Origin of the sequence: Sphingomonas sp. J344 (genome assembly GCF_024700005.1) — a bacterium.
Taxonomy (GTDB): Bacteria; Pseudomonadota; Alphaproteobacteria; order Sphingomonadales; family Sphingomonadaceae; genus Sphingomonas.
Map to the genome: position 1 here is coordinate 911,693 of NZ_JAJONB010000001.1, position 20,653 is coordinate 932,345.

The following is a 20,653-nucleotide window of genomic DNA, read 5'->3' on the forward strand; positions in this document are numbered from 1 at the left end:
GGCGCATCGCTCACCCAACCAAGAAACTGACGGCTGCGCAGCCATCGTGCTGCGCAGCATTTTTTGTCGCGCCGCACCGCCATTCCCCACCTCCGCCAGAAAAAAAAAGCCGCCGCCCTGGGAGGGGCGACGGCGGGGAGGTTGGGAAGTCTGACCCGTTAGAAGTTGAAGCGGATCATGCCGGTGACACGGCGATCGTTCATGTACCAGCCGCGCGGAACCAGTCGCACTGCGCCATTCTGGTCGGTCACCGCCGCACTCGTCTTGGTCACCGAGTTGGTCAGGTTCACGCCCTGGATGCCCAGCTTCAGCTGCGGCGTGATCGACACGGTGATCGATGCGTCGAGCTGGCCGTAATCCTCCTGGAAGATCGGATCGAACGGCGTGATCACGTCGCGCAGCGTCAGCAGATACTGCGAACGCCAGCTGTACGATGCACGCGCCGACACCGGCCCGATATCGATGAACGGGGTGATGTTGAACTGATGTTCCGACAGCCCCTGGAGCGGGAAGTTCGCGCCGGTGATCGTCGGCTGACGGCCAGCCGCGACGTCCGGATCGGTCTCCGACAGCGTGCTCTGCGGCACACCCTCGCTCGCCACATAGGTGTAGTTGGCTTGCAGACCGAGACCCTTGAGCGGTCCGGGCAGGAAGTCGAACACCTGCTGATAGGAGATTTCGAAGCCCTTGATCTTGCCCACATCCCGCGAATTGACCGGGGTGGTCACAACCGCTTCGAAGGTCTGGCCGTTGTTGGAGAAGCTCCGCCGCACCGTATCGTTGGTCAGGACGTTGTGCAGTTCCTTGTAGAACAGCGACGCCGTCAACTGCCCGACCCGCGAGAAATACCATTCTGCGGTGACGTCGAAACTGTCCGCCTCGGTCGGCAGCAATTCCGGGTTACCGGCGTTGAACGAGCCCTGGATCAGCACCTGGCCCGGCGCGATGTTACCATCTGAACCAAAGGCCCCCGTACCAGGTGCCGTCGGGGTAACCACAACCGGAATCTGGTTGCCGGTGGCGTCGACCCGCGGGGCTGCGGTGACGCTGACCGGGAAGTAGTTACGCACCAGACCCAGCGAAGGCGGCGAGACCCCCTTCGAATAGGCGGCACGGAACTGAAGCCCACCACCGACTTCCAGCTTCAGGTTGAGGCTGGGTAGCCAATAGTCATAGTCGAGATCGAAGTTGTTCGCGACGGTCGCACCGTTCAGATACGCCCCAATCTGCGTCAGCTGCGTCGGCGTCAGTGCGCACAGCGTGTTCACCGATCCACCCGCACCCGTCAGCGCGTTGTTGATCGAGTCACGGCATGTCGTCGCGTCGGGAAGGTTGGTTGCGAACGGGAATTCGACGAACCCTTCCGACTTGCGGTTGGTCGTCGTGTAACGCACGCCGACATTGCCGCTGAGCTTCATGCCGTTGCCGAACTCGTTGCCGAAGCGCAGCATGACGTAGGCAGCCTTGTTGATCTCCTGCTGCGGATTGACTTCACCCGGGGTGAAGTACGTGCCCGGGATCGCGTTGGGGCGATCCGCGAGCGAACGCCAGCCGCCGTTGATCTGACGTCCACCGGCCCCCGCCACGGTGGGTTCCCACTCGCGATTGATGCGGTTCGCATAGTCGATATAGGCGGGATAGCCCGCCGGGCTTGCCGTGTTGGCGTTATAGAACAGGCGGCACTGACCACCCAGCGGATTGCTGACCGCGTTGCCAAAGAAATTGTCGAAGCAGAAGGGCCGGACGCCCTGCAGCGGCGCGCCGCCGGTGCCGCCGGTGACGTTGTCGACGGGATCATCGGCCCAGATCGGACCGTTATTGCCCCACTGCTCGCTAAGACGACCCCAGTTGTAGGTCGAGAAGCGCGCCGTCTGGTCGCGGTCGGCATAACGACCACCGACACGAACCGATTCAAAGAAGCTGCCTTCGGGGAAGGACAGCTCGGCATCGAGACGGAAGGCGTCCGAATTGCCGTCGCTCTGCTCGATATGGTCCATCGCCGAGCGGTAGAAGCTGTTATACGGGTCGGAGAAGCTCTGGTGCGTGCCCGTATAGTAAGACGGGTAGTTGGCCGAGCTTCCCGGCGCACCCGTGCAGGGCAGCGTCGGGCAGTTCTGCGGCGGGCGGAATTCGACCGTCGGAAAGTCGCTGCCGTTCAGCCGGATCGCCGCGTCCTGGTAGGACGAGAGCCACAGGCCATTGTCGACGATGTCGACGAACGAGTCGACATGCTGATAGTCGAAGCTGACACTGAGATTGTCAGCGACCTGATAGCGGAAGTTGAACGAGTAATCGTCGGTCACCGCACGCTCGTCACGATCGCGGCGGATGTTGTTCGACTGCAGGCCCATTGCCGGGGTGCGGATGTCGCCCGCCGTATTCTGGTCGGCGCGCCAGCCGGTCGGGCCGGTGATCACGCCGCTTTCGAACAGGCCGGTCGAATCGAAGGTGATCGACGTGCCATCACGGGCGCGCGAGTCGCCGTTCGACGCGACGTTGTCGGTCGCGATCTCGATCGTGTGCTCGGTCCACGCCTGACGCGCGTCCGAGCGCAGGAACTGGAAGGTCGCTTCGGCGCGGCGGTCATTGCTGCGCCACTGCGCGGCCGCAGCATAACCGAAGCGGCGACGCTCAAACTCCTGCGTGCCCATCACGGCACCGCGCGGGAACACGCCGCTGCCACGCTGGGTCGCGGTGCCGAACGGGACCACATCAGTGCGCGTGCCGTCCGAATAGATCGGGCGGACACGGAAGCTGGAGACCTGGAAGCGATCCGCGCGCGAGAAGAGCTGCGAATAGGACAGGCTGCCGAGCAGGCCGATCTCACCGATGCCGGTGTCCCAGGTGTTGCTGACAACCAGTGCCGCAGTCGGCGAGGCCTGCTTCACGAAGTCCGAATAGTTGAGCTCGAGCGAGCCGGCGAGGACGAAGCCCTTCTTGTCGAACGGCAGGCGGGTGCGGAGGTTGACCACGCCAGCGATGCCACCCTCGATCCGGTCGGCCGAAGGGCTTTTGAACACGTCCACCCCGCCAAGAAGCTCGGACGGAACGTCGGCAAAGCTCAGTGAGCGGCCGTTATTGGCGGTGAACGCCTCACGCCCGTTGAACTCGGAGCGGACATAGGTGAGGCCGCGCACGACGACGCCCGAACCTTCGACCGAGAAGTGGTCGGGATCGACGCCCGCCGCGAAGCGGTTGATCGAGATGCCCGGGATGCGCTGAAGCGTTTCGGTCACCGACCGGTCGGGCAGCGCGCCGATATCCTCGGCGGTCACCGAATCGACGATCGTGTCCGATGTCCGCTTGCGCGTCTGAGCGCTCTGCAGCGATTCGCGGAAGCCGGTGACCACCACCGTATCCGCGTCGGTCTCCTCGGCAGCCGGCGCATCCTGCGCATATGCCGCCGTCGGCATGGCCAACGCTGTCATCAGCGCGGCGGTCGAAACTCCGAGACCCCATGCGGCGCGACCATCGGTGCGCACACGCTTCCGCCAATTCGACATCCATCCCCTCCTTGTTCGAGAGCCTTGGCGGCTCTTCTGCCAGCTGCGCCAGTAAGGTAGCGCTAACATTTCTTCGTCTTATGCCAATGTGCAGCTTTCGGCAAGAGATGTTGTGCGCTACCACAAAGAAAATGACGCAGATGTTGCAGCGATGCTGCACGGCGATTTTTTGGGGAGGGAAGCAGCGTGGCGGAACGGATCCGGTCGATCGTGATCGTGGGGGGTGGCACAGCGGGGTGGATGACCGCGGCGGCGATGGCGCGCATCCTTGGCCCCGATTATGCGACGATCACGCTGGTCGAGTCGGACGCAATCGGTACGGTCGGCGTGGGCGAGGCGACAATCCCGCAGATCGGCACATTCAACCGGCTGCTGGGTATCGACGAGAATGAGTTTCTGCGCCGGACCAAGGGCAGCTTCAAGCTGGGGATCGAATTCGTCGACTGGGGCGGACTCGGCCGCCGCTATTTCCACCCGTTCGGCAAATATGGCATCGACATGGAGGGCGTGTCCTTCCACGCCTATTGGCAGCGGCTGGCGCATGAAGCGCAATTCGCCGACATCGACGCCTTCTCCCTGATGGCAAGCGCCGGTCGCGCCAACCGCTTCATGCCGCCGATCGACGCGGGCAATTCGCCGCTGTCGGGCATCGCCTATGCCTATCATTTCGATGCGGGGCTCTACGCCCTCTATCTGCGCGAGCTGGCGGAGAAGATGGGCGTCAAACGGATCGAAGGGCGCATCGTCGATGTCGCGCGCGATGGGACAAGCGGCCATATCGCGTCGGTCGCGCTCGAATCCGGCGAACAGGTGGCGGGCGAGCTGTTCATCGACTGCTCGGGCTTTAGCGGGTTGCTGATCGGCAAGACACTGGGCGTGCCCTATGTCGACTGGTCGGCGCATCTGCCGTGCAATCGCGCGGTGGCAGTGCCGTGCGCATCGGTGCCAGGCGGCCTCACCCCTTTCACCCGATCGACCGCGCGCAGTGCCGGGTGGCAATGGCGCATCCCGCTCCAGCATCGCACCGGCAACGGCATGGTCTATTGCAGCGACTATATCAGTGACGACGAGGCGGCGGCGACCCTGCTCGCCAATCTCGATGGCGAGGCGCTGGCCGATCCGCGCTTCCTGCGCTTCACCACCGGGCATCGTACGCATTTCTGGGACGCGAACTGCGTATCGATCGGCCTGTCGGCGGGGTTCATGGAGCCGCTCGAATCAACCAGCATCTGGATGATCCAGACCGGTATCGCGCGGCTGTTGTCGAACTTCCCGGACTCGAGCTTCGCTGAGGCCGAGCGCGCGCGCTACAACCGGCTGATGATCGAGGAGAGCGAGCTGATCCGCGACTTCCTGATCCTCCACTACCACATCACCGACCGCAATGATTCGCCCTTCTGGGACTATTGCCGGACGATGGAGATCCCCGAGCGGCTGGCGGAAAAGATGCGCGTGTTCGAAAGCTCGGGCCGCTGCTTCCGCGAGCATGAGGAGCTGTTCAACGACACCAGCTGGTTCGCCGTGATGGTGGGTCAGGGGATGCGCTGGGCGCGGCACGATCCGGTCGCGGAGCTGCTGACACTGGCGGAGACGCGCGACCGGCTGGCGCATATCGCGAGCGCGGTCGCCAAATCGGTGGAGTACATGCCCGATCACGCCGAATATATCCGGCAGAACTGCGCGGCGGCTTAGGCTTGGCTGAGCTTCGCTGAGCGCGGCACCAGCCCGCTCCCCACCCGGCCGCCCATCTAGTATCCTCTGTTTGGGTGGCCGGGTGGGGGAGCGGGCTGGTGCCGCATCCCAACAAAAAGAAGGGGCGGGAGTTGCCTCCCGCCCCTGCCCCCTTTCTGGAAGGCGGTTCAGCCTTCCATTTCCTCAAGCTCGCGGCCCTTGGTTTCCTTCACATAGCGCTGGACCAGGAAGAAGCTGATCACCGCGCACACCGCGTAGAAGGTGTAGGCACCCGCCAGGCTCCACGTCGCCATGGCCGGGAAGGTCTGGGCGATGAGATAGTTGGCGAACCACTGGAAGAAGCCCGCCACCGCCAGCGCCGATCCGCGGATCTGGTTGGGGAACATCTCGCCCAGCATCACCCACATCACCGGGCCCCAGCTGACGTTGAAGAAGATGACGTACAGGTTGGCTGCGATCACCGCGAGCATGCCGAGCTGGGTCGACAACACCAGCTTGCCGTCCGCGTCGAGCGAGCCCTGGCTGAACGCATAGACCATGATGAACAAGGTCACGGCCATGCCCGCAGAACCAATCAATAACAGCGGCTTGCGTCCGATCTTGTCGATCACCGCAATCGTGATGAAGCACGCCGCGATCGACACGACGCCCGACACGATGTTGATCATCAGCGCGTCATTCTCGGTATAGCCGGCGAGCTGCCACAGCGTCGCGCCATAGTAGAAGATGACGTTGATGCCGACGAGCTGCTGGAACACCGCCAGCATGATGCCGACCCACACGATGCTGCGGATGCCGAGGAAGCCGCCCGCACCCTTCGACAAAATGTCGCTGAGGCGCGGATTATGATCGGTCGAGAAGCTTGCCTTGATCTCGCCGAGCTTGGCGGTGCCGGCGTCCGTACCGAACAACCGGTTCAGCACGGTCAGCGCCTCGGCATCGCGGCCCTTGGCGACGAGATAGCGCGGGCTTTCCGGGATGAAGAACAGCGCGACCAGGAACACCGCTGCGGGCAGTGCCTGCATCAGGTACATCCAGCGCCACGCCTCGATATCCGCCCAGAACAAGGCGAGCGACGAGCCCGCAGCCTGCGCCAGATAATAGTTGACCACGAACGCGGCGGTCAGACCGGTGATGATCATCACCTGCTGCACCGTGGTCATGCGTCCGCGAATATTCGCCGGCGCGACTTCGGAGATATAGGCGGGCGACAACACCGACGCCGCACCGACCGCCATGCCGCCGACGATGCGGGCGATGACGAAAATCGTCTGATCGTGCGCAAAACCCTGCACCAGCGCACCAACGAGAAACAGCACGGCCGCGAGCCGCATCACATTGCGGCGGCCCATCTTGTCGGCCAGCGTTCCGGCGAAGAACGCACCGATGAAACAACCGATGAGCAGCGAACCGACGGTGAAGCCCAGGCTGGTGTCGTTGAGGGCAAAGGCCGTTTTCAGGCCGTCCTGCGTGCCGTTCACGGCACCGCTGTCATATCCGAATAGCAATCCGCCGATCGTCGCCACCGCGACGATGGCGAAGACCAAGCCTGTATTGGCCTGCGCCCCCGATGTCTGGGTCACCCGATTCTCCTCTCCCCTGGCCCGGTCCATCCGCGCCTATGTTAGCGCTACCTAAACGCGAAAGCGTCTTGCGCGCAAGAGAGATGCTGCGCGGAATCTTGCGAAGGATCAACCGTGCCAGTCGAACCATTCGCCATAGGGATGGCAGGTGGCGAGCACGCGGCGAGCACCGTCAGGCCAGCAGGTCAGCGCCAGCTCGACCTTCTCGCGCCCCTCGGTCCATTCGAAGCTGAGCCAGGCGAACGGGCGCGCATCGGTGGCGCGCGCGCCTGCCGCATGGATCGCGTCGATCACCGCACTGCGGGCAGCGCGGCCGAGATACTGGATCACCATCGAGTGGAAGACGACGCGGCACACCCCTTCGCTCTGCGGCGCGGCGACCTGTTCGGGCAGCCACAGAGTCGCGTCGGCGCGGGTCAATTCGGGCGGATGTGCGCGGGCGATGCGCAAAGCGGTCTTCAGCCGTTCGATCCGGCGCGGTTGATCCGCCCAGACAAAAGCGAGCAGGCGCGCGCGCGCGCGCCGGTCGGCGGCGTCGAGCGGGTTCAGATCCACTCCGCGCGCCGCGACCACCTCGATCGGGGCCGCGACCGGTGTCATCCCGCGCCATTCGGGCGCAATCCGCACCGGCGAGGCGGGATCACCGGCAATCACGCCATCGAGATCGTAGCGATAGCGGGCCAGGTTGAGGTTGAGTCCACAGCTCGACCCGATCTCCAGCAGTTCGACCGGCATGCCCGTTCGCACCCGCAGCGCCATCAACGCAGCCGCGAAACCTGCCGCACGTGCGACTTCGTTGGTCTGGGTCGGCTCCTGCATCCAGCGAATGATGAAGTCGTCATGCGCGGCGAGTGCGCCGCCAATCGCGCGGTCGAACTCGTCATGCTCGCGCTGATAGAGCGCGCTAAGGTCCGCGACATTGCCGCCCCGCGCCAGTGCGTGCAGCGCCGCGTTGAACCGCATCGCCAGCGCCGCCGATGAGGGATCGTCGGGCCAGCCGTCGATCAGCGCTGCGGTGTGCGGCGCGCGGTGCAGCTGGCGGTCGCCGGCCTCCAGCACAGAAGCGACGAAATCGGAACCAAGGGCGCGGATGACCCGAGACTGGCGGCGTAGCTCCCCGTGGGAACCGACGCGCGTCATCATGTTCATTCGACTTCCCCCCAACCGCGCAAACGCGGCCCAACATTTCATTTGAATCGGGCCGTGGACGCCACCACGGCCCGGTTCGATCACGCCGCGTTCCACACAGCGGCACCCATCGTCTGCGCGACGCGGCTCTGCATCGCATGGACCGGACTGCGCCCGCCTTCGACGGTGAACTGCGCGGCCTGATCGGCGAGATGGGTCACCTCGTTCACCAGATCGCGCGCGGCGGCCGAGCTCTGCTCGACCATCGTGCTGGTCTGGCGGGTAGTCTGGTCCATCGTCCCGATCGCCGAACTGACTTCGGTGATCGCAAACGACTGCGCGTGATTGTCCTGCGCGATCCGGTCGAGCAGCGAGTGGACCTCGCTCACATCGGTCGAGATATCGACCAGTGCGCTGTCGACCTTCTGGACCATCTCCACTGCAGCCACGATATCGGTCTGGGTCGCGGTCAGCTGGTCACGCGCCCGGCCCGCCTCTTCCTCGGCGCGCATCGCCAGCGCGGAGACGAGGTCGGCGACGACCGCAAAGCCACGCCCGGCTTCACCGGCGCGACCCGCCTCGACCGCCGCGTTCATAGCCAGAACCCGGGTCTGGAACGCGATCTTGTCGAGTCCCTCGATCACGCTGTCGATGCCCTTGGCGCTGTCTGCCACGCGACCCATCGCCTCGACCGCCCCCCTCGGCGACCGATCGGCCATTGGCGACGGTGCCGATCGCGCCGTTCGCACGCTCGACCGTCTGGCCGGCGGCGGCTGCGGTGGTCTTGAGTCGCTGGTCCATCTGGACGATCGCGGCGGAGGTCTGCTCCAGGCTCGCGGCGTTCGCCTCGGTCCGGCGGGCAAGATCCTCTGATGCCTCGGCGATCCGGCCGGAGCCGGAATGGATCGAGGCAGTTGCCTCCATCACCGATGCGATCAATCCGCGCAGGCTGGTGACAGCGGCGTTGAAATTGGCCTTCACCGCCGCATAGTCGGCGGGGAAGTCGGCGTCGATCTGTGCCGTCAGATTGCCCCCGGCCAGCTCGGACAGCTGCGCCGAGACGATCTCGACCACCATCTTCTGCTCGGCCTCGGCCTTGGCCGCCGCCGCGTCGGTCGCCTGCTTGGCGACTGCAGCGTCGCGGAACACCAGCACCGCGCGTGCCATGTCGCCCAGTTCGTCGGCGCGCTCGGCACCCTCGACATCGACGTCGTTGCGGCCCGATGCCAGCGTGCTCATCGTATTCGTCAGCGATGCGATCGGGGTCGCAATGGCTCGGCTGAGCAGCCAGGCCAGACCGATGGCAAGGCCGATCAGCGCGATCCCGCCGACGATCAGCACCGTCGTGGCGGTGTCCATCGCCGATTCCTGCGTCTTCGCGCCCTCTTCGATGATCGCCAGTTCGGCGTCGCGCACGTCGCGCAGCGGCAGTACAGCGGCACTGACCAGCACCGCCTTGCCCGCGCCCTGCACCTCGGCCTGCGCACCCGCAAGATCTCCGCCGTCAACGCGCTTGATCAGGCGATCGCCCCATTTGGCGCGCCAGTCGAGCGTTTCCTTGCGCGACACCCGCACCGCTTCGATCAGCTTGGGATCAGTCAGTTCGGACTCGAGTTCGGCTGACGCCCTGTCATAGTCGACGCGCCCTTCCTCATAGGATTTGAGGTAGGACTTGTCGCCCGTGACGAGATAGCCGCGCATCTGGCTGTTCTGCCGCAGGAGCGCCGTTTCCAGCGCAAGCGCCTTGGCATAGCGGCTCTGCGCGGCCGTGTTCGCGTCGGTCACCGACCGGATCGCCGAAATGTTCGAGAAGAACACCGCCATCATGACCGCCGCGGACGCGCATATGATCAGGAATGAAAGGCCCAGCTTTCTCGGAATCTTCAGGGACTTCAGCATGCGTGCAGCTTCCAGCTCAATCTAGAGATAAGGTCGGTGCCGGGACGCGAACGCCCCGGCACCCCGTAGGTCAGAAAGAGAAGCGAACCGACCCGGCGACCGTGCGTCCGTTGAGCGCGCGGGCAGTGACCACACCACTCGCCGGGATCGCCGGCTGGTTGACGTCGGTCAGAGCCAGCGTGTCGAACAGGTTGTTCGCGGTCACGCCCAGCTGGACATTGTCGGTCAGGCGCACCTGCGCGAAGCCATTGACCAGCGTGTAGCCGGGCAGTCGCAGCTGGTTGCTGTCCTGCGCGAAGCTGCCCGTCGTGCCGACAACATTGGCACCGACGGTGAAACGCTTGCTCTCATATTGCGCGGTGGTCTGATAGATCAGGTCCGGCTGATGGCGCGGCGTGTTGCCCACTGCCGCGGCGTTGAACTGGTCCTTGGCGATCTCCGCCTTGGTCCAGGTCGCGCCCGCCGTCACGCTGAACGGCCCGTACTGATAGGCACCCTCGAACTCGAGGCCATAAGCCTCATAGGTGCGATAGATGCGCTCGACCTGTGTCACGCCACCTGCGCTGGTGTTGATCTGCATGTTGCGTTCGTCGGTGCTGGCCCAGAACCCCGTCAGGTTCAGGGTCAGGTTTGCCTTGCGGAACTTCACGCCACCCTCGGCCTGCTTGACCAGGTCATAGGCGTCGGCCTGATCAACCAGACCGCCCGTCACCGAGTTATGCCCCGGGTTGAACAGCGGGCCAGTCGCAGCCGCGCGCCCACCCTTGCTGTAACGGGCGAACAGCGCCATCTCTTCGGCGACGCGATAGTTCACGCCCGCCGAATAGCTCACGAAGTTATAGTCGAAATCGACCGGTGCCGGGGTGGTGAGCGGGATGATGCCGGAACGGGTTTCCGGTGCCGAAATCACGCCGTCACCATTGATGTCGAACGGCGCGATCGGGGTGCGCCCGCCGCCCAGCTCGCCGCCATAGATCGACCCCTGTGCCTTGCCGCTGTTGAAGCGGACGCTGGCACCGATGGCGACCTTGCCGATGTGGAAGTTCAGCGAGCCGTAGGGCGCGCTGGTGTCGAACTCGACGTCGTATTTGCGGCGATAGCCGGTAGTGACGAGCGCCGCGCTATAGGCAAAGACGCCGTTCTGCGTCTGCGGTACGCCGCCGGCGGTGGTCACGTTGATCAACGACGCTTCGCCATTGCCGCGCACATCGCTAATGACCGAGGTGAACAGCCAGTCGGTGTTCATCCACTGGCGCGACTTGTAGTAGCCTGCAGTGAAGGTCAGCTTGCCGCCGCTCAGGTCCCAGACCCGGCTGGCGCGCAGATCGTTGGTCATGTTGTCGAGGCTGTTGATCTGGATGTTCATCAGCAGCGACGCAGCGAGCAGACCGTTGCCGTTGAGCGCCGATGGCGTGGCAATCGCCTGGCCAGTGTTCGGACCGGAAGCGTAGCTCAGCGTCGCGCCCGGACCGCCCAGCGACTGGGCAAGCGCCGCCGCCGGCGCGACAGTCAGCGGGAAGTTCTGGAGCATCTGGCCCGAAATGTCCGCGAAACGGAACCGTTCGGTGATCGTCCAGCCGGCGATGTCGAACTGCGACTCAAGGCCGATCGCCTTGACCACCGGGTTCAGGCCGTCCTTCATGTCGAACGCGCGCACGGCGTTGTTGCCGTCGCGAGTGACCTGGGTCGGAATATAGGCCGACAGCATCGAATCCTTGCTGATGTCGAAATTGGCGACATTCTCGTAGTTCGGCTTGTCATTGGTGCCGGTCACGCGCAGCGGCGCGAAATAATAGGTCGGCACGCGATCATCGAGATATTTGGCGTGCAGACGGACATAGCCGTTCGGCAATTCCTTGGTGATGTTCGCCTTGATCTGGCCGCCGCGATATCCGGTATAGCCGGTCGCGCGCGGCCCTTCGCCCTCGCGATAGAAGCCGCCGACCTGATAGCGCAGCGTGTCGCTCAGGCGACCGCCATAGGTGAAATCGGCGCGGTACATTTCCTCGCCGATTCCGGTGGTCGCCTGAACTGCGCCACCCTCGGTTTCACCGGTTTTGGTGATGAAGTTGATCACGCCGCCCGGCGCGTTCGACGCGAAGGTCGACGACGATCCACCGCGGATCGCCTCGACCGCGTTCAGCGAGGAATCGACGCGCAGGAACATGTCGGTGCCGAGGAACGAGAAGTCGCCGAATTCGAGGATCGGCAGACCGTCTTCCTGGAACTGGAGATATTTCGAGCCGATCGACGCGAGCGGAAGACCGCGGATCGTGTAGCTGTTGTTGGCGACCCCCGACGAGGCCTCAACGCGGATGCCAGGGATGTTGCGCACGATCTGCGCGACCGAGCTCGGCTCCAGCTTGTGAACTTCCTCGCCGCGGATCGCGCTGGTCGAGGTCGCCTGATCGAGGCGATCACGGCCCTTGGCCACGCCGGTCGAGAACACTTCCTTGCGTGCCTCGGGCGCGTTCTGCGCGGCAGCCGGTTCGGCAGTGTCGGCGTCGCGTGCATGTGCCGGCGCGATCAGTGCCAGCGGCGCGGCGGCCAGGAGAAGAAAATACTTGGTCATTCGTGCGTGCCCACCCTTGAAGATCTGTGCCCGCGCCACCCGGCCGGGCATTACCCATGTTTCCGCCCACCGCAGAACTACGGAGAAGGCGTCGAGGCTATGATAGGAAGGGCGCGCGGTTTCGGTTTTCGAAGTTCAGGAATCTTTGAAGCGCTACAGGCAGATAAACTCTGAATATCGTGGTGAACGGCCGAACCATTTTGAGTAACGAACGCCGCGACTCACGCGAATTCGCCGGTTTTTCGTGCGATCGGCCAGTACGCAGCGGCGCGGGCTAACGATTGCTTGCGCCGCGCCGCCGTAATCTTCCGCAGGCGCGGGTCATCACTGCGCGAAGAGGCGCATGCGGCGCTAAACCGTGAACGTTCAGGCGGTGGCGCCGACCTCGGCCTCGTTCCAGCGCAACGCCTTCAGCACCGTCTCGACAATGTGCGGCGCATTCAGCCCCGCCTCGTCATATTGCAGCTCGGGCTTGTCCTGATCCTGGAACCGGTCGGGCAGCCGCATCGTGCGCAGCTTCAATCCCGCGTCGATCAACCCCTCGTCGCTCGCCATGGTCAGCACATGCGCGCCGAGCCCGCCAACCGCATTCTCCTCGATCGTCACCGCGACCTCGTGCGTGGTAAGCAGGCGGCGGATCAGCGCCTCGTCGAGCGGCTTGGCGAAGCGCAGATCGGCGACGGTGGTCGACAGCCCCTTGGCCTCCAGCGCATCGGCGGCCTTGAGCGCCTCGGCCAGCCGGGTGCCGAGCGACAGGATCGCGACCTTCTTGCCTTCGCGCACGATCCGGCCCTTGCCGATTTCCAGCACCTGCGGCTCGGCGGGCATTTCGACCCCGACACCGTTGCCGCGCGGATAGCGCACGGCAATCGGACCGGAATCGTGTTCGACCGCCGTTTTCGTCATATGTGCCAGTTCCGCTTCATCGGCGGCGGCCATCACCACGAAATTGGGCAAGGAGGCGAGATAGGTAACGTCGAAGCTGCCCGCATGGGTGCAGCCATCGGCACCAACCAGCCCGGCGCGGTCGATCGCGAAGCGGACGGGGAGGTTCTGGATCGCGACGTCGTGGACGACCTGATCGTATGCGCGCTGGAGGAAAGTGGAATAGATCGCGCAAAAGGGCCGCATGCCCTGTGCCGCGAGCCCTGCGGCAAAGGTGACGGCGTGCTGTTCGGCGATTCCGACATCGAAGCTACGTTCCGGGTGTGCCTTGGCGAATTTGTCGACGCCGGTGCCCGACGGCATCGCCGCGGTGATCGCGCAAATCCTCGGATCGGTCTCGGCGAGCTTCGCCAGCGTTTCGCCGAAGACATTCTGATAGGCGGGCGGCCCCGGGGGTGCCTTGGCCTGGGCACCGGTGATGACGTCGAACTTCTGGACGCCATGATATTTGTCCGCCGCCGCCTCGGCGGGCGCATAGCCCTTGCCCTTCTGGGTCACGACATGGATCAGCACCGGGCCTTCCTTGGCGTCGCGGACATTTTCCAGCACCGGGATCAGGTGATCGAGATTATGACCGTCGATCGGGCCGACATAATAAAAGCCCAGTTCCTCGAACAAGGTGCCGCCGGTCGCCATGCCGCGCGCATATTCCTCGGCCTTTGACGCCGCGTTGGTCAGGCGGCGCGAAATCTTGCCGGTGATCTTCTTGGCAAGGTTGCGCAGCCCGAGATATTCTGAGCTGGACACCACCCGCGCCAGATAGGCCGACAGCCCGCCGACCGGCGGTGCGATCGACATGTCGTTATCGTTGAGAATGACGATCAGCCGGTTTCCGGCCTGTTCGGCATTGTTCATCGCCTCATAGGCCATGCCCGCGCTCATCGCGCCATCGCCAATCACCGCGATTCCCTTGCCCGGCGTGCCGGCGAGCTTGTTCGCGACCGCAAAGCCGAGCGCGGCGGAGATCGAGGTCGAGCTGTGCGCCGCGCCGAACGGGTCGTACTCGCTCTCGGCGCGCTTGGTGAAGCCACTGAGCCCCCCGCCCATGCGCAACGTGCGGATGCGGTCCCGCCGCCCGGTCAGGATCTTGTGCGGATAGCATTGGTGGCCGACGTCCCACACCAGCCGGTCGTCAGGCGTGTTGAACACATAATGGAGCGCCACGGTCAGCTCGACCACGCCCAGCCCCGAACCGAGATGCCCGCCGGTGGTGCCCACCGCGCTGATCGTTTCGGCGCGAAGTTCGTCAGCAAGCTGGCGCAATTGCACGGACTTGAGCTTGCGCAGATCGTGGGGGAGTCGACGGTGTCGAGCAGCGGGGTCGTGGGACGTTCGGACATTCGACCGCATTTACTCCAGCGTGTTGGCCCTGTCCAACAACTGACACCGGGCACCGCGCACGGTCATGAGCAAAAACTGAGATGTGCGTGAAAGCGGCGCCGACGCAGCGTCAATCGCGTGCGAGCGTTTCGACCGCAGCCACGGCAGCGGCAAAGCGCGCGTCCCAGGTGCCGCGAATCGACACCCAGTTCACGCCAGCTTCCTCCAGCACATCGCGGGTCAGTCCGGCAAAGCGCGCGCGGCTGGTGTCCGAACCATAGACGCGGGTGCCGTCATCGACCCAGGCAACGTCCGGTTCCAGCAACAGATAGAGGTCGGCGCGGGGATGGTTGAGCAAGGCGGCGGGCGCGCTGCCCAGCATCATCCGCGCCCAGGCCGTGGTCATCAACGCATCGGTATCGGCGAACAGGAAGCGCGTCGCCCAGCGCTTCCACGCCGCGATCGTCGCGCTCTGCGCCTCCCCGATCATCGTGAGGTCGGCGGCGTCCATCTCGATCCCATGCACCTCGGCCTGTGCGCGGCCATATTCGGGCACCCAGACGCTGCCGAAATGCCGTGCCAGCCGCTCAGCCAGCACCGATTTGCCGGTGCTCTCGACCCCGTGCAGCACCACCGTGCGGGTGTAATGCGCGCGCACCGGGCCGGGGAGGAAGGCGGCATGCGCCCAGGGATCGGCGCGCACCGCGCTGCCCGACAGGCCGCCGATCCCTTCGGGGTCCGCCGCCATGATCCGCCCGCCGAGCGGGACGAACAGGCCGCCGACCTCCGCCGCTAGCCGCTTGCCATAGTCCTCGCCCGCGAAGAGCAGGTCGATCGCTTCGGGATGCACCGTGCGGACGATGTCGCGCCAGATCGGCCAGAAATCGAGGCTTTCGTCGGGCGACTGCGGCACCGGCGCGCCATGCCCGATCACCTTGCAATCGGGCAGCAGCTCACGCATCCAGGCGAGCCGCGCTTCGCCGGGGATCGGATCGTCGGGCAGCCAGCAGACCAATACCGTCAGCCGGTCGCACATCGCGCGCGCGGCACGCGCCAGCGTCAGATGCCCGGCATGCGGCGGCATGAACTTGCCGAGCAGGAAGCCGCGCTTCACCGCGCCGCGCCCAGTTTCGCGCGCCACGCAAACAGCCCCCACACCGCCATGCCGAGGAAGATCGCGTAGAGAATCGCGGTGGGATACAAGCCCCGGCTCCAGAACAGCCCGACCGCGACAACATCGACCGCGATCCACAACAGCCAGCTTTCGACGCGGCGCTGCGATTGCAGGATCTGCGCCGCGACGCTCATCCCCGCCACGGCCGCATCGGGATAGGGCGCGACGGCATCGGTAAAGCGCGCCATCATGGCACCCCATGCGATGCTTGCGAGCGCGGTCCCGACGATCCAGCCGATCCGCGCCGAATTGGTCAGCCGCCCGACCGCAACGCCATGATCGACCCGGTCGCTACGGCTCCAGTTCCACCAGCCATAGAGCTGGATGGCGAGGAAGAAGATCTGGAGCAGGGCGTCGCTGTAGAGCTTCGCATCGGCGAACACGAAGAAGTAGAGCGCGACCATCGCGATGCCGAACGGGTAGTTCCACAGGCTGCGCCGCGCCACCAGCGCGACATTGACCAGCCCCAGCGCCGCCGCGGCAAGCTCGACCGGGTTCAAATTGGTGGCTTCAGTCGCAGTCGGCGCACTTGCCGCGCACCTCGATCACCGGGCGCACGGGCGAGAAGCCAGCGCCCTTCGCCGCCGAACGGACGGTGCGGGTGATCGAATCATCGTCGAGATGCGTGGTGTTGCCGCACGAGTCGCACACCAGAAAGATGCAGTCGTGCAGACAATCGGGATGCGCGTTCGCGACATAGGCGTTGGCGCTTTCGACCCGGCGCGCCAGGTTCGACGTCACGAACAGGTCGAGGATGCGATAGACGCTGTTCGCCGCGACCCGCCGCCCTTCGCGCTTCGATACCGCCTCGGCGATGTCATAGGCGGACGCAGGCTTGTCGAACCCGGCCAGCACCTCGAAGATCGACGCGCGCATCGCTGTCCACTGCTCGCCCGCCTTTTCCAGAGTCGCCTGGGCGGCGACGGTCAGGTCGGACCCGTGATGTTCGTGATGATCGTGCGCGTGCATGAGGGAAATGTAGGCGCGTGCGGTGCGCCGGGCAAGCGCCGGACTCAGTAAGTCGCCCGGCGGTTCAGGTCATGCCCCAGCGCCAGAATCGCGACGCCGATCACCGTCCACACGATTTCCGGCCCGCCATGCTCCAACGTCAGCGCGCCGGCCATGATGCCAAGGCCGAAGGCACCGACCGCGGCGGGCATCATATAACCATGCTTCAGAATGCCCCGACCCAGCGCAATGATTCCGAACAGGATCGCCAGCACCAGCCCAACCTCATGGATCAGCGGGTGCATCAGCGATCCGGCGGCTGACGCGAGCGCGAGAAACACCGTCGTCGCCAGGCAATGCGCCAGGCACAGGCTCGACAGCCCGATCGCAAAGCGATCGAAGCGCATGTCGACCTGTTCCCAGAATCGCGGGGCGAGCACGTTGTGCATGGGCGCGATATAGAACGGGAGCGGCAAAGTTACAACATAACATCCGCGCGCGACTCTGGCTTTTACGGTTTTCGGCGCATAGACCTGCGCGGGTGTCAGAGTTCCGCCATCCTATCCGCCCGCGCGCCATCGCCAACTGGCTGACGGTCGTCGCCGCGCTCATCGTCCTGATCGTTGTGGTCGGGGGCATCACCCGTCTGACCGAATCGGGACTCTCGATCACCGAGTGGAAGGTGGTTTCGGGCATATTGCCGCCGCTGTCCGAAGCGGCGTGGCTCGCCGAGTTCGAGAAGTACAAGCAGATCCCCGAATATCAGCAGGTCAACCAGGGGATGAGCCTGGCGGCGTTCAAGTTCATCTATTTCTGGGAATATATCCACCGGCTGCTCGGACGCGTGATCGGCCTTGCCTTTGCAGCGCCGCTGGTCTGGTTCGCGTGGAAACGGGCGATCCCGCGCGGTTATGGCTGGCGACTGGTCGGCCTGTTCGCACTGGGTGGACTTCAGGGCGTGATCGGCTGGTGGATGGTCAGTTCCGGTCTCGCCGAGCGCACCGATGTCAGCCATTTCCGCCTCGCCGCGCACTTGTTGCTGGCGCTGTTCATCCTTGCCGCGCTCACCTGGACCATCCTCGACCTGCGCCTTTTGGCGCGCGACCCCGGCTATCGCCAGGCGCGATTGAACGGGTTTGGCTTCGTCGTCGCGCTGATCCTGTTCGTGCAATTGCTCTACGGCGCCTTCACCGCCGGGCTGAACGCCGGGCTGGTCACCGATCAATGGCCGCTGATGAACGGCAAGCTCTTCCCGTCCGAAGTGCTCGCCGTGCGCCCGTTCCTCGACGCCATCATCAATGACCCGGCGATGATCCACTGGATCCATCGCTGGTGGGCCTGGGTCGCGGTCGCCGCGCTGATCCTGCTCGCCCGCCGCGTCCGTTCGGCCGGAAGCCGCGCGGCTTCGGTGGCGATCCACAGCGCCTTCGGTATCCAGATTGCGCTGGGCATCGCGACGGTGATGACCGGGGTCGATATCACTTTGGGCGTGCTGCACCAGTTTGTCGGCGCATTGCTGGTCATTGCCGCCGCGTGGGGCATGCACGTCACCGGGCGGCGCGTGCGCGGCTATCGCGGATGAGCGACGTCGCGCTGATCCACGTAACCTTTGCCGACGCGGCAGAGGCGGAGCGGATCGGTCAGGCGATGGTCGCCGCGCGGCTCGCCGCCTGTGTCAACCTGCTCGGCCCGTGTACGTCAATCTATCGCTGGCAGGGCGCGGTCGAGCGGGGCGAGGAACATCGCGCGCTGTTCAAGACCACACCAGAACTCGCCCGCGAACTGGCCGATGCGATCGCGGCACAGCATAGCTATGACCTGCCGGTGATCGAGATCTGGCCGGTCGCGGCGGGCAATTCGGTGATCGATTGGGTGCGGGCCGAAACTCGGTGATCGCCGCTGCACTGCTGATCCTGGCCCAGGCCGCGCCGGTCTTCGCGCCGCCGCTCGACCGCGCGCTGACCATGACGACCGAAACAGTGCGCACCGAAGGGCCAACCTCACGCAGTTTTGTCGCCCGCCGCACGCTTCGGTTCACCGCCGCACCGGACGGCTATCGCGTGGCGGTGACTCTGGAGGATGCCGGGGCGGGCGAGGAAGAAAGCGATCCCGCCGGCCTGCTGCGCAGCGGCTTCACGCGGCTGGCGGGACGCACCGTCGTCCTGCACCTCGACCGCACAGGGACCGTGACCGGCGTCGACGATGCCGAAGCGACCTGGCGCGCCGTGGTCGAAGGGATGGCGGCGCTCGCCCCCGATGGCAACGACCCGGACACGCAACGCCGCGCCGCCCGCGTCCGCGCGATCGTCGCGGCGCTGCAGGCCCAGCCCGAAGCGGCGCGACGCAAGATGCTCGCCTCGCTCGTCGCGCCGCTGATCGCGCCCGAGCTGGTGGTCGAGGCTGCGACCCCCGCCCCACCCCGCGCGGTGCGCGTGCCCGCGACATCGGTCTATGGCCGGGCCGAACTGGATGGACTGCGCAGCGTGCGGTCCCGCCCCGACGGGGTCGAAATCTCGGTCAGCGCTACCGGTCCGATCGCGGTCGCCGGGCCAGATGGGCAAGCGAGCGCCACGATCACCCTCGAAACGCTACGCCGGGTCAATCCCGAAACCGGGCTGGTGGTCGAGAGCCGGGAGTTGGTCGAGACGCTCGGGCCGGACGGCAACCTGCGCTCCGAACGGCTGACGGTCACGCGACTTGCGCAATAGGGTATCCCAATACCCGTCAGCAATCCCGCCATTTGCTTGACTTTCGACTCCCATTTCGTCAATTGGCCGCCGTTCGCGCCGTCCTGCGCCAGTCTGGCAAGGGGCGGCGTCATTCATTTCAATCCAAGAGGTCTGGCCCCATGAAGGCGCTCATGAAGACCACCAAGTCGGTAAAGCCGGCCGAAGTGGAAAAGAAGTGGCACATCGTCGATGCCGAGAATCTGGTCGTCGGTCGCGCTGCGGTCGTCATCGCCAACGTCCTGCGCGGCAAGCACAAGACGAGCTTCACCCCGCATGTCGATTGCGGTGACAATGTCATCGTGATCAACGCGGACAAGGTGCGTTTCACCGGCAAGAAGCTGGCGGACAAGGTCTATTACAAGCACACCGGCTATGCCGGCGGCATCAAGGAAGTGACCGCGCAGAAGGTGCTGGAGGGTCGTTTCCCCGAGCGCGTTCTGGAAAAGGCGGTCGAGCGCATGATCCCGCGCGGCCCGCTGGGCCGTCAGCAGATGCGCAACCTGCGCATCTACAAGGGCGCCGAGCATCCGCATGCGGCGCAGAACCCCGAGGTCCTCGACATCGCCGGCATGAGCCGCAAGAACAAGGTGGGCGCATAATGTCCGACAATCGCCAGTCCCTTTCCGATCTGGGTGCGATCGCCGACGGCGCACCTGTTTCCGAAGCCGCCGAAGCCGGCGTTGCGACCCCGGTCGTTTCGACCACCCCGCTGCGCCAGCAGGAAATCGACAAGCTGGGCCGCGCCTATGCGACCGGCCGTCGCAAGGACGCCGTCGCCCGCGTGTGGCTGAAGCCGGGCTCGGGCAAGATCACGATCAACGGTCGCGATCAGGAAGTCTATTTCGCGCGTCCGACGCTGCGTCTTGTCATCAACCAGCCGTTCGGCGTTGCCGAGCGTGACGGCCAGTATGACGTGATCTGCACCGTCAAGGGCGGCGGGCTGTCGGGCCAGGCCGGTGCGGTCAAGCACGGCATCGCCCAGGCGCTGACCAAGTATGAGCCGGTGCTGCGCGCGCCGGTCAAGGCGGCCGGGTTCCTGACCCGCGACAGCCGCGCCGTCGAGCGCAAGAAGTACGGCAAGGCCAAGGCCCGCCGCAGCTTCCAGTTCTCGAAGCGCTGATCGGTCGACAGTCCGATCTTCGGAATGCGAAAGGGCGGCC

The 20,653-nt window shown here is 65.1% G+C and carries 16 protein-coding genes and 1 pseudogene; 6 read left to right on the forward strand and 11 right to left on the reverse strand.

Annotated elements, in window-relative coordinates:
- Positions 1-158 precede the first annotated feature (158 nt).
- Positions 159-3,503: a TonB-dependent receptor gene (locus LRS12_RS04595; RefSeq protein ID WP_257843535.1), complete on the reverse strand. Its 3,345-nt coding sequence runs from the start codon at positions 3,501-3,503 to the stop codon at positions 159-161.
- A 186-nt stretch (positions 3,504-3,689) separates the two neighbouring features.
- On the opposite strand from LRS12_RS04595, the gene LRS12_RS04600 reads away from it, so the two are divergent.
- A complete protein-coding gene (locus LRS12_RS04600; protein ID WP_257843536.1) occupies positions 3,690-5,195 on the forward strand; it encodes a tryptophan halogenase family protein in 1,506 nt (501 codons plus the stop codon).
- A gap of 167 nt (positions 5,196-5,362) precedes the next feature.
- Here LRS12_RS04600 and LRS12_RS04605 read toward each other — a convergent pair whose 3' ends face one another.
- The 10 genes and pseudogenes from LRS12_RS04605 to LRS12_RS04645 all read right to left on the reverse strand — a co-directional run bounded on the left by LRS12_RS04605 (position 5,363) and on the right by LRS12_RS04645 (position 17,213).
- Positions 5,363-6,808 (reverse strand): sugar porter family MFS transporter, encoded by a 1,446-nt coding sequence (locus LRS12_RS04605; RefSeq protein ID WP_257843537.1) that lies wholly within the window; start codon positions 6,806-6,808, stop codon positions 5,363-5,365.
- Between the two features lie 78 nt (positions 6,809-6,886).
- Positions 6,887-7,969, reverse strand: coding sequence for a DUF2332 family protein (locus tag LRS12_RS04610; RefSeq protein ID WP_308222970.1), 1,083 nt, complete (start codon positions 7,967-7,969; stop codon positions 6,887-6,889).
- Positions 7,970-8,007: 38 nt separating this feature from the next.
- Positions 8,008-8,580 (reverse strand): methyl-accepting chemotaxis protein, encoded by a 573-nt coding sequence (locus LRS12_RS19900; protein WP_308223032.1) that lies wholly within the window; start codon positions 8,578-8,580, stop codon positions 8,008-8,010.
- Entirely contained in the window at positions 8,468-9,733 is a 1,266-nt protein-coding gene (locus tag LRS12_RS04615) for a CHASE3 domain-containing protein (RefSeq protein ID WP_308223033.1), read from the reverse strand. Before LRS12_RS04615 ends, LRS12_RS19900 begins: the two co-directional genes overlap by 113 nt.
- A 142-nt stretch (positions 9,734-9,875) precedes the next feature.
- Positions 9,876-12,377: a TonB-dependent receptor gene (locus LRS12_RS04620; protein ID WP_257843539.1), complete on the reverse strand. Its 2,502-nt coding sequence runs from the start codon at positions 12,375-12,377 to the stop codon at positions 9,876-9,878.
- Positions 12,378-12,743: 366 nt separating this feature from the next.
- Positions 12,744-14,662, reverse strand: a pseudogene (gene dxs / locus LRS12_RS04625) (1-deoxy-D-xylulose-5-phosphate synthase).
- 110 nt (positions 14,663-14,772) lie between these two features.
- Complete coding sequence (locus LRS12_RS04630) at positions 14,773-15,783, reverse strand: AAA family ATPase (protein WP_257843540.1); 1,011 nt, start codon at positions 15,781-15,783, stop codon at positions 14,773-14,775.
- The gene (gene pnuC, locus LRS12_RS04635) at positions 15,753-16,316 is read right to left on the reverse strand and encodes a nicotinamide riboside transporter PnuC (RefSeq protein WP_257843541.1); all 564 of its coding nucleotides are present in this window, start codon (positions 16,314-16,316) and stop codon (positions 15,753-15,755) included. Before pnuC ends, LRS12_RS04630 begins: the two co-directional genes overlap by 31 nt.
- 10 nt (positions 16,317-16,326) lie before the next feature.
- Positions 16,327-16,785, reverse strand: a complete 459-nt coding sequence (locus LRS12_RS04640) for a Fur family transcriptional regulator (protein WP_257843542.1) — start codon at positions 16,783-16,785, stop codon at positions 16,327-16,329.
- 44 nt (positions 16,786-16,829) lie between these two features.
- Positions 16,830-17,213 (reverse strand): MerC domain-containing protein, encoded by a 384-nt coding sequence (locus tag LRS12_RS04645; protein ID WP_257843543.1) that lies wholly within the window; start codon positions 17,211-17,213, stop codon positions 16,830-16,832.
- A 92-nt stretch (positions 17,214-17,305) separates the two neighbouring features.
- On the opposite strand from LRS12_RS04645, the gene LRS12_RS04650 reads away from it, so the two are divergent.
- The 5 genes from LRS12_RS04650 (at position 17,306) to rpsI (ending at position 20,613) form a co-directional block, all read left to right on the forward strand.
- A complete protein-coding gene (locus tag LRS12_RS04650) occupies positions 17,306-18,346 on the forward strand; it encodes a COX15/CtaA family protein (RefSeq protein ID WP_257843544.1) in 1,041 nt (346 codons plus the stop codon).
- Entirely contained in the window at positions 18,343-18,657 is a 315-nt protein-coding gene (gene cutA / locus LRS12_RS04655) for a divalent-cation tolerance protein CutA (RefSeq protein WP_257843545.1), read from the forward strand. The genes LRS12_RS04650 and cutA overlap by 4 nt, the downstream gene beginning before the upstream one ends.
- On the forward strand, positions 18,654-19,472 hold the full coding sequence (locus tag LRS12_RS04660; RefSeq protein ID WP_257843546.1) for a hypothetical protein: 819 nt from the start codon (positions 18,654-18,656) through the stop codon (positions 19,470-19,472). The genes cutA and LRS12_RS04660 overlap by 4 nt, the downstream gene beginning before the upstream one ends.
- Before the next feature lie 140 nt (positions 19,473-19,612).
- Positions 19,613-20,092, forward strand: a complete 480-nt coding sequence (rplM, locus tag LRS12_RS04665; protein WP_257843548.1) for a 50S ribosomal protein L13 — start codon at positions 19,613-19,615, stop codon at positions 20,090-20,092.
- On the forward strand, positions 20,092-20,613 hold the full coding sequence (gene rpsI / locus LRS12_RS04670) for a 30S ribosomal protein S9 (protein ID WP_257843549.1): 522 nt from the start codon (positions 20,092-20,094) through the stop codon (positions 20,611-20,613). The genes rplM and rpsI overlap by 1 nt, the downstream gene beginning before the upstream one ends.
- Positions 20,614-20,653: the final 40 nt, after the last annotated feature.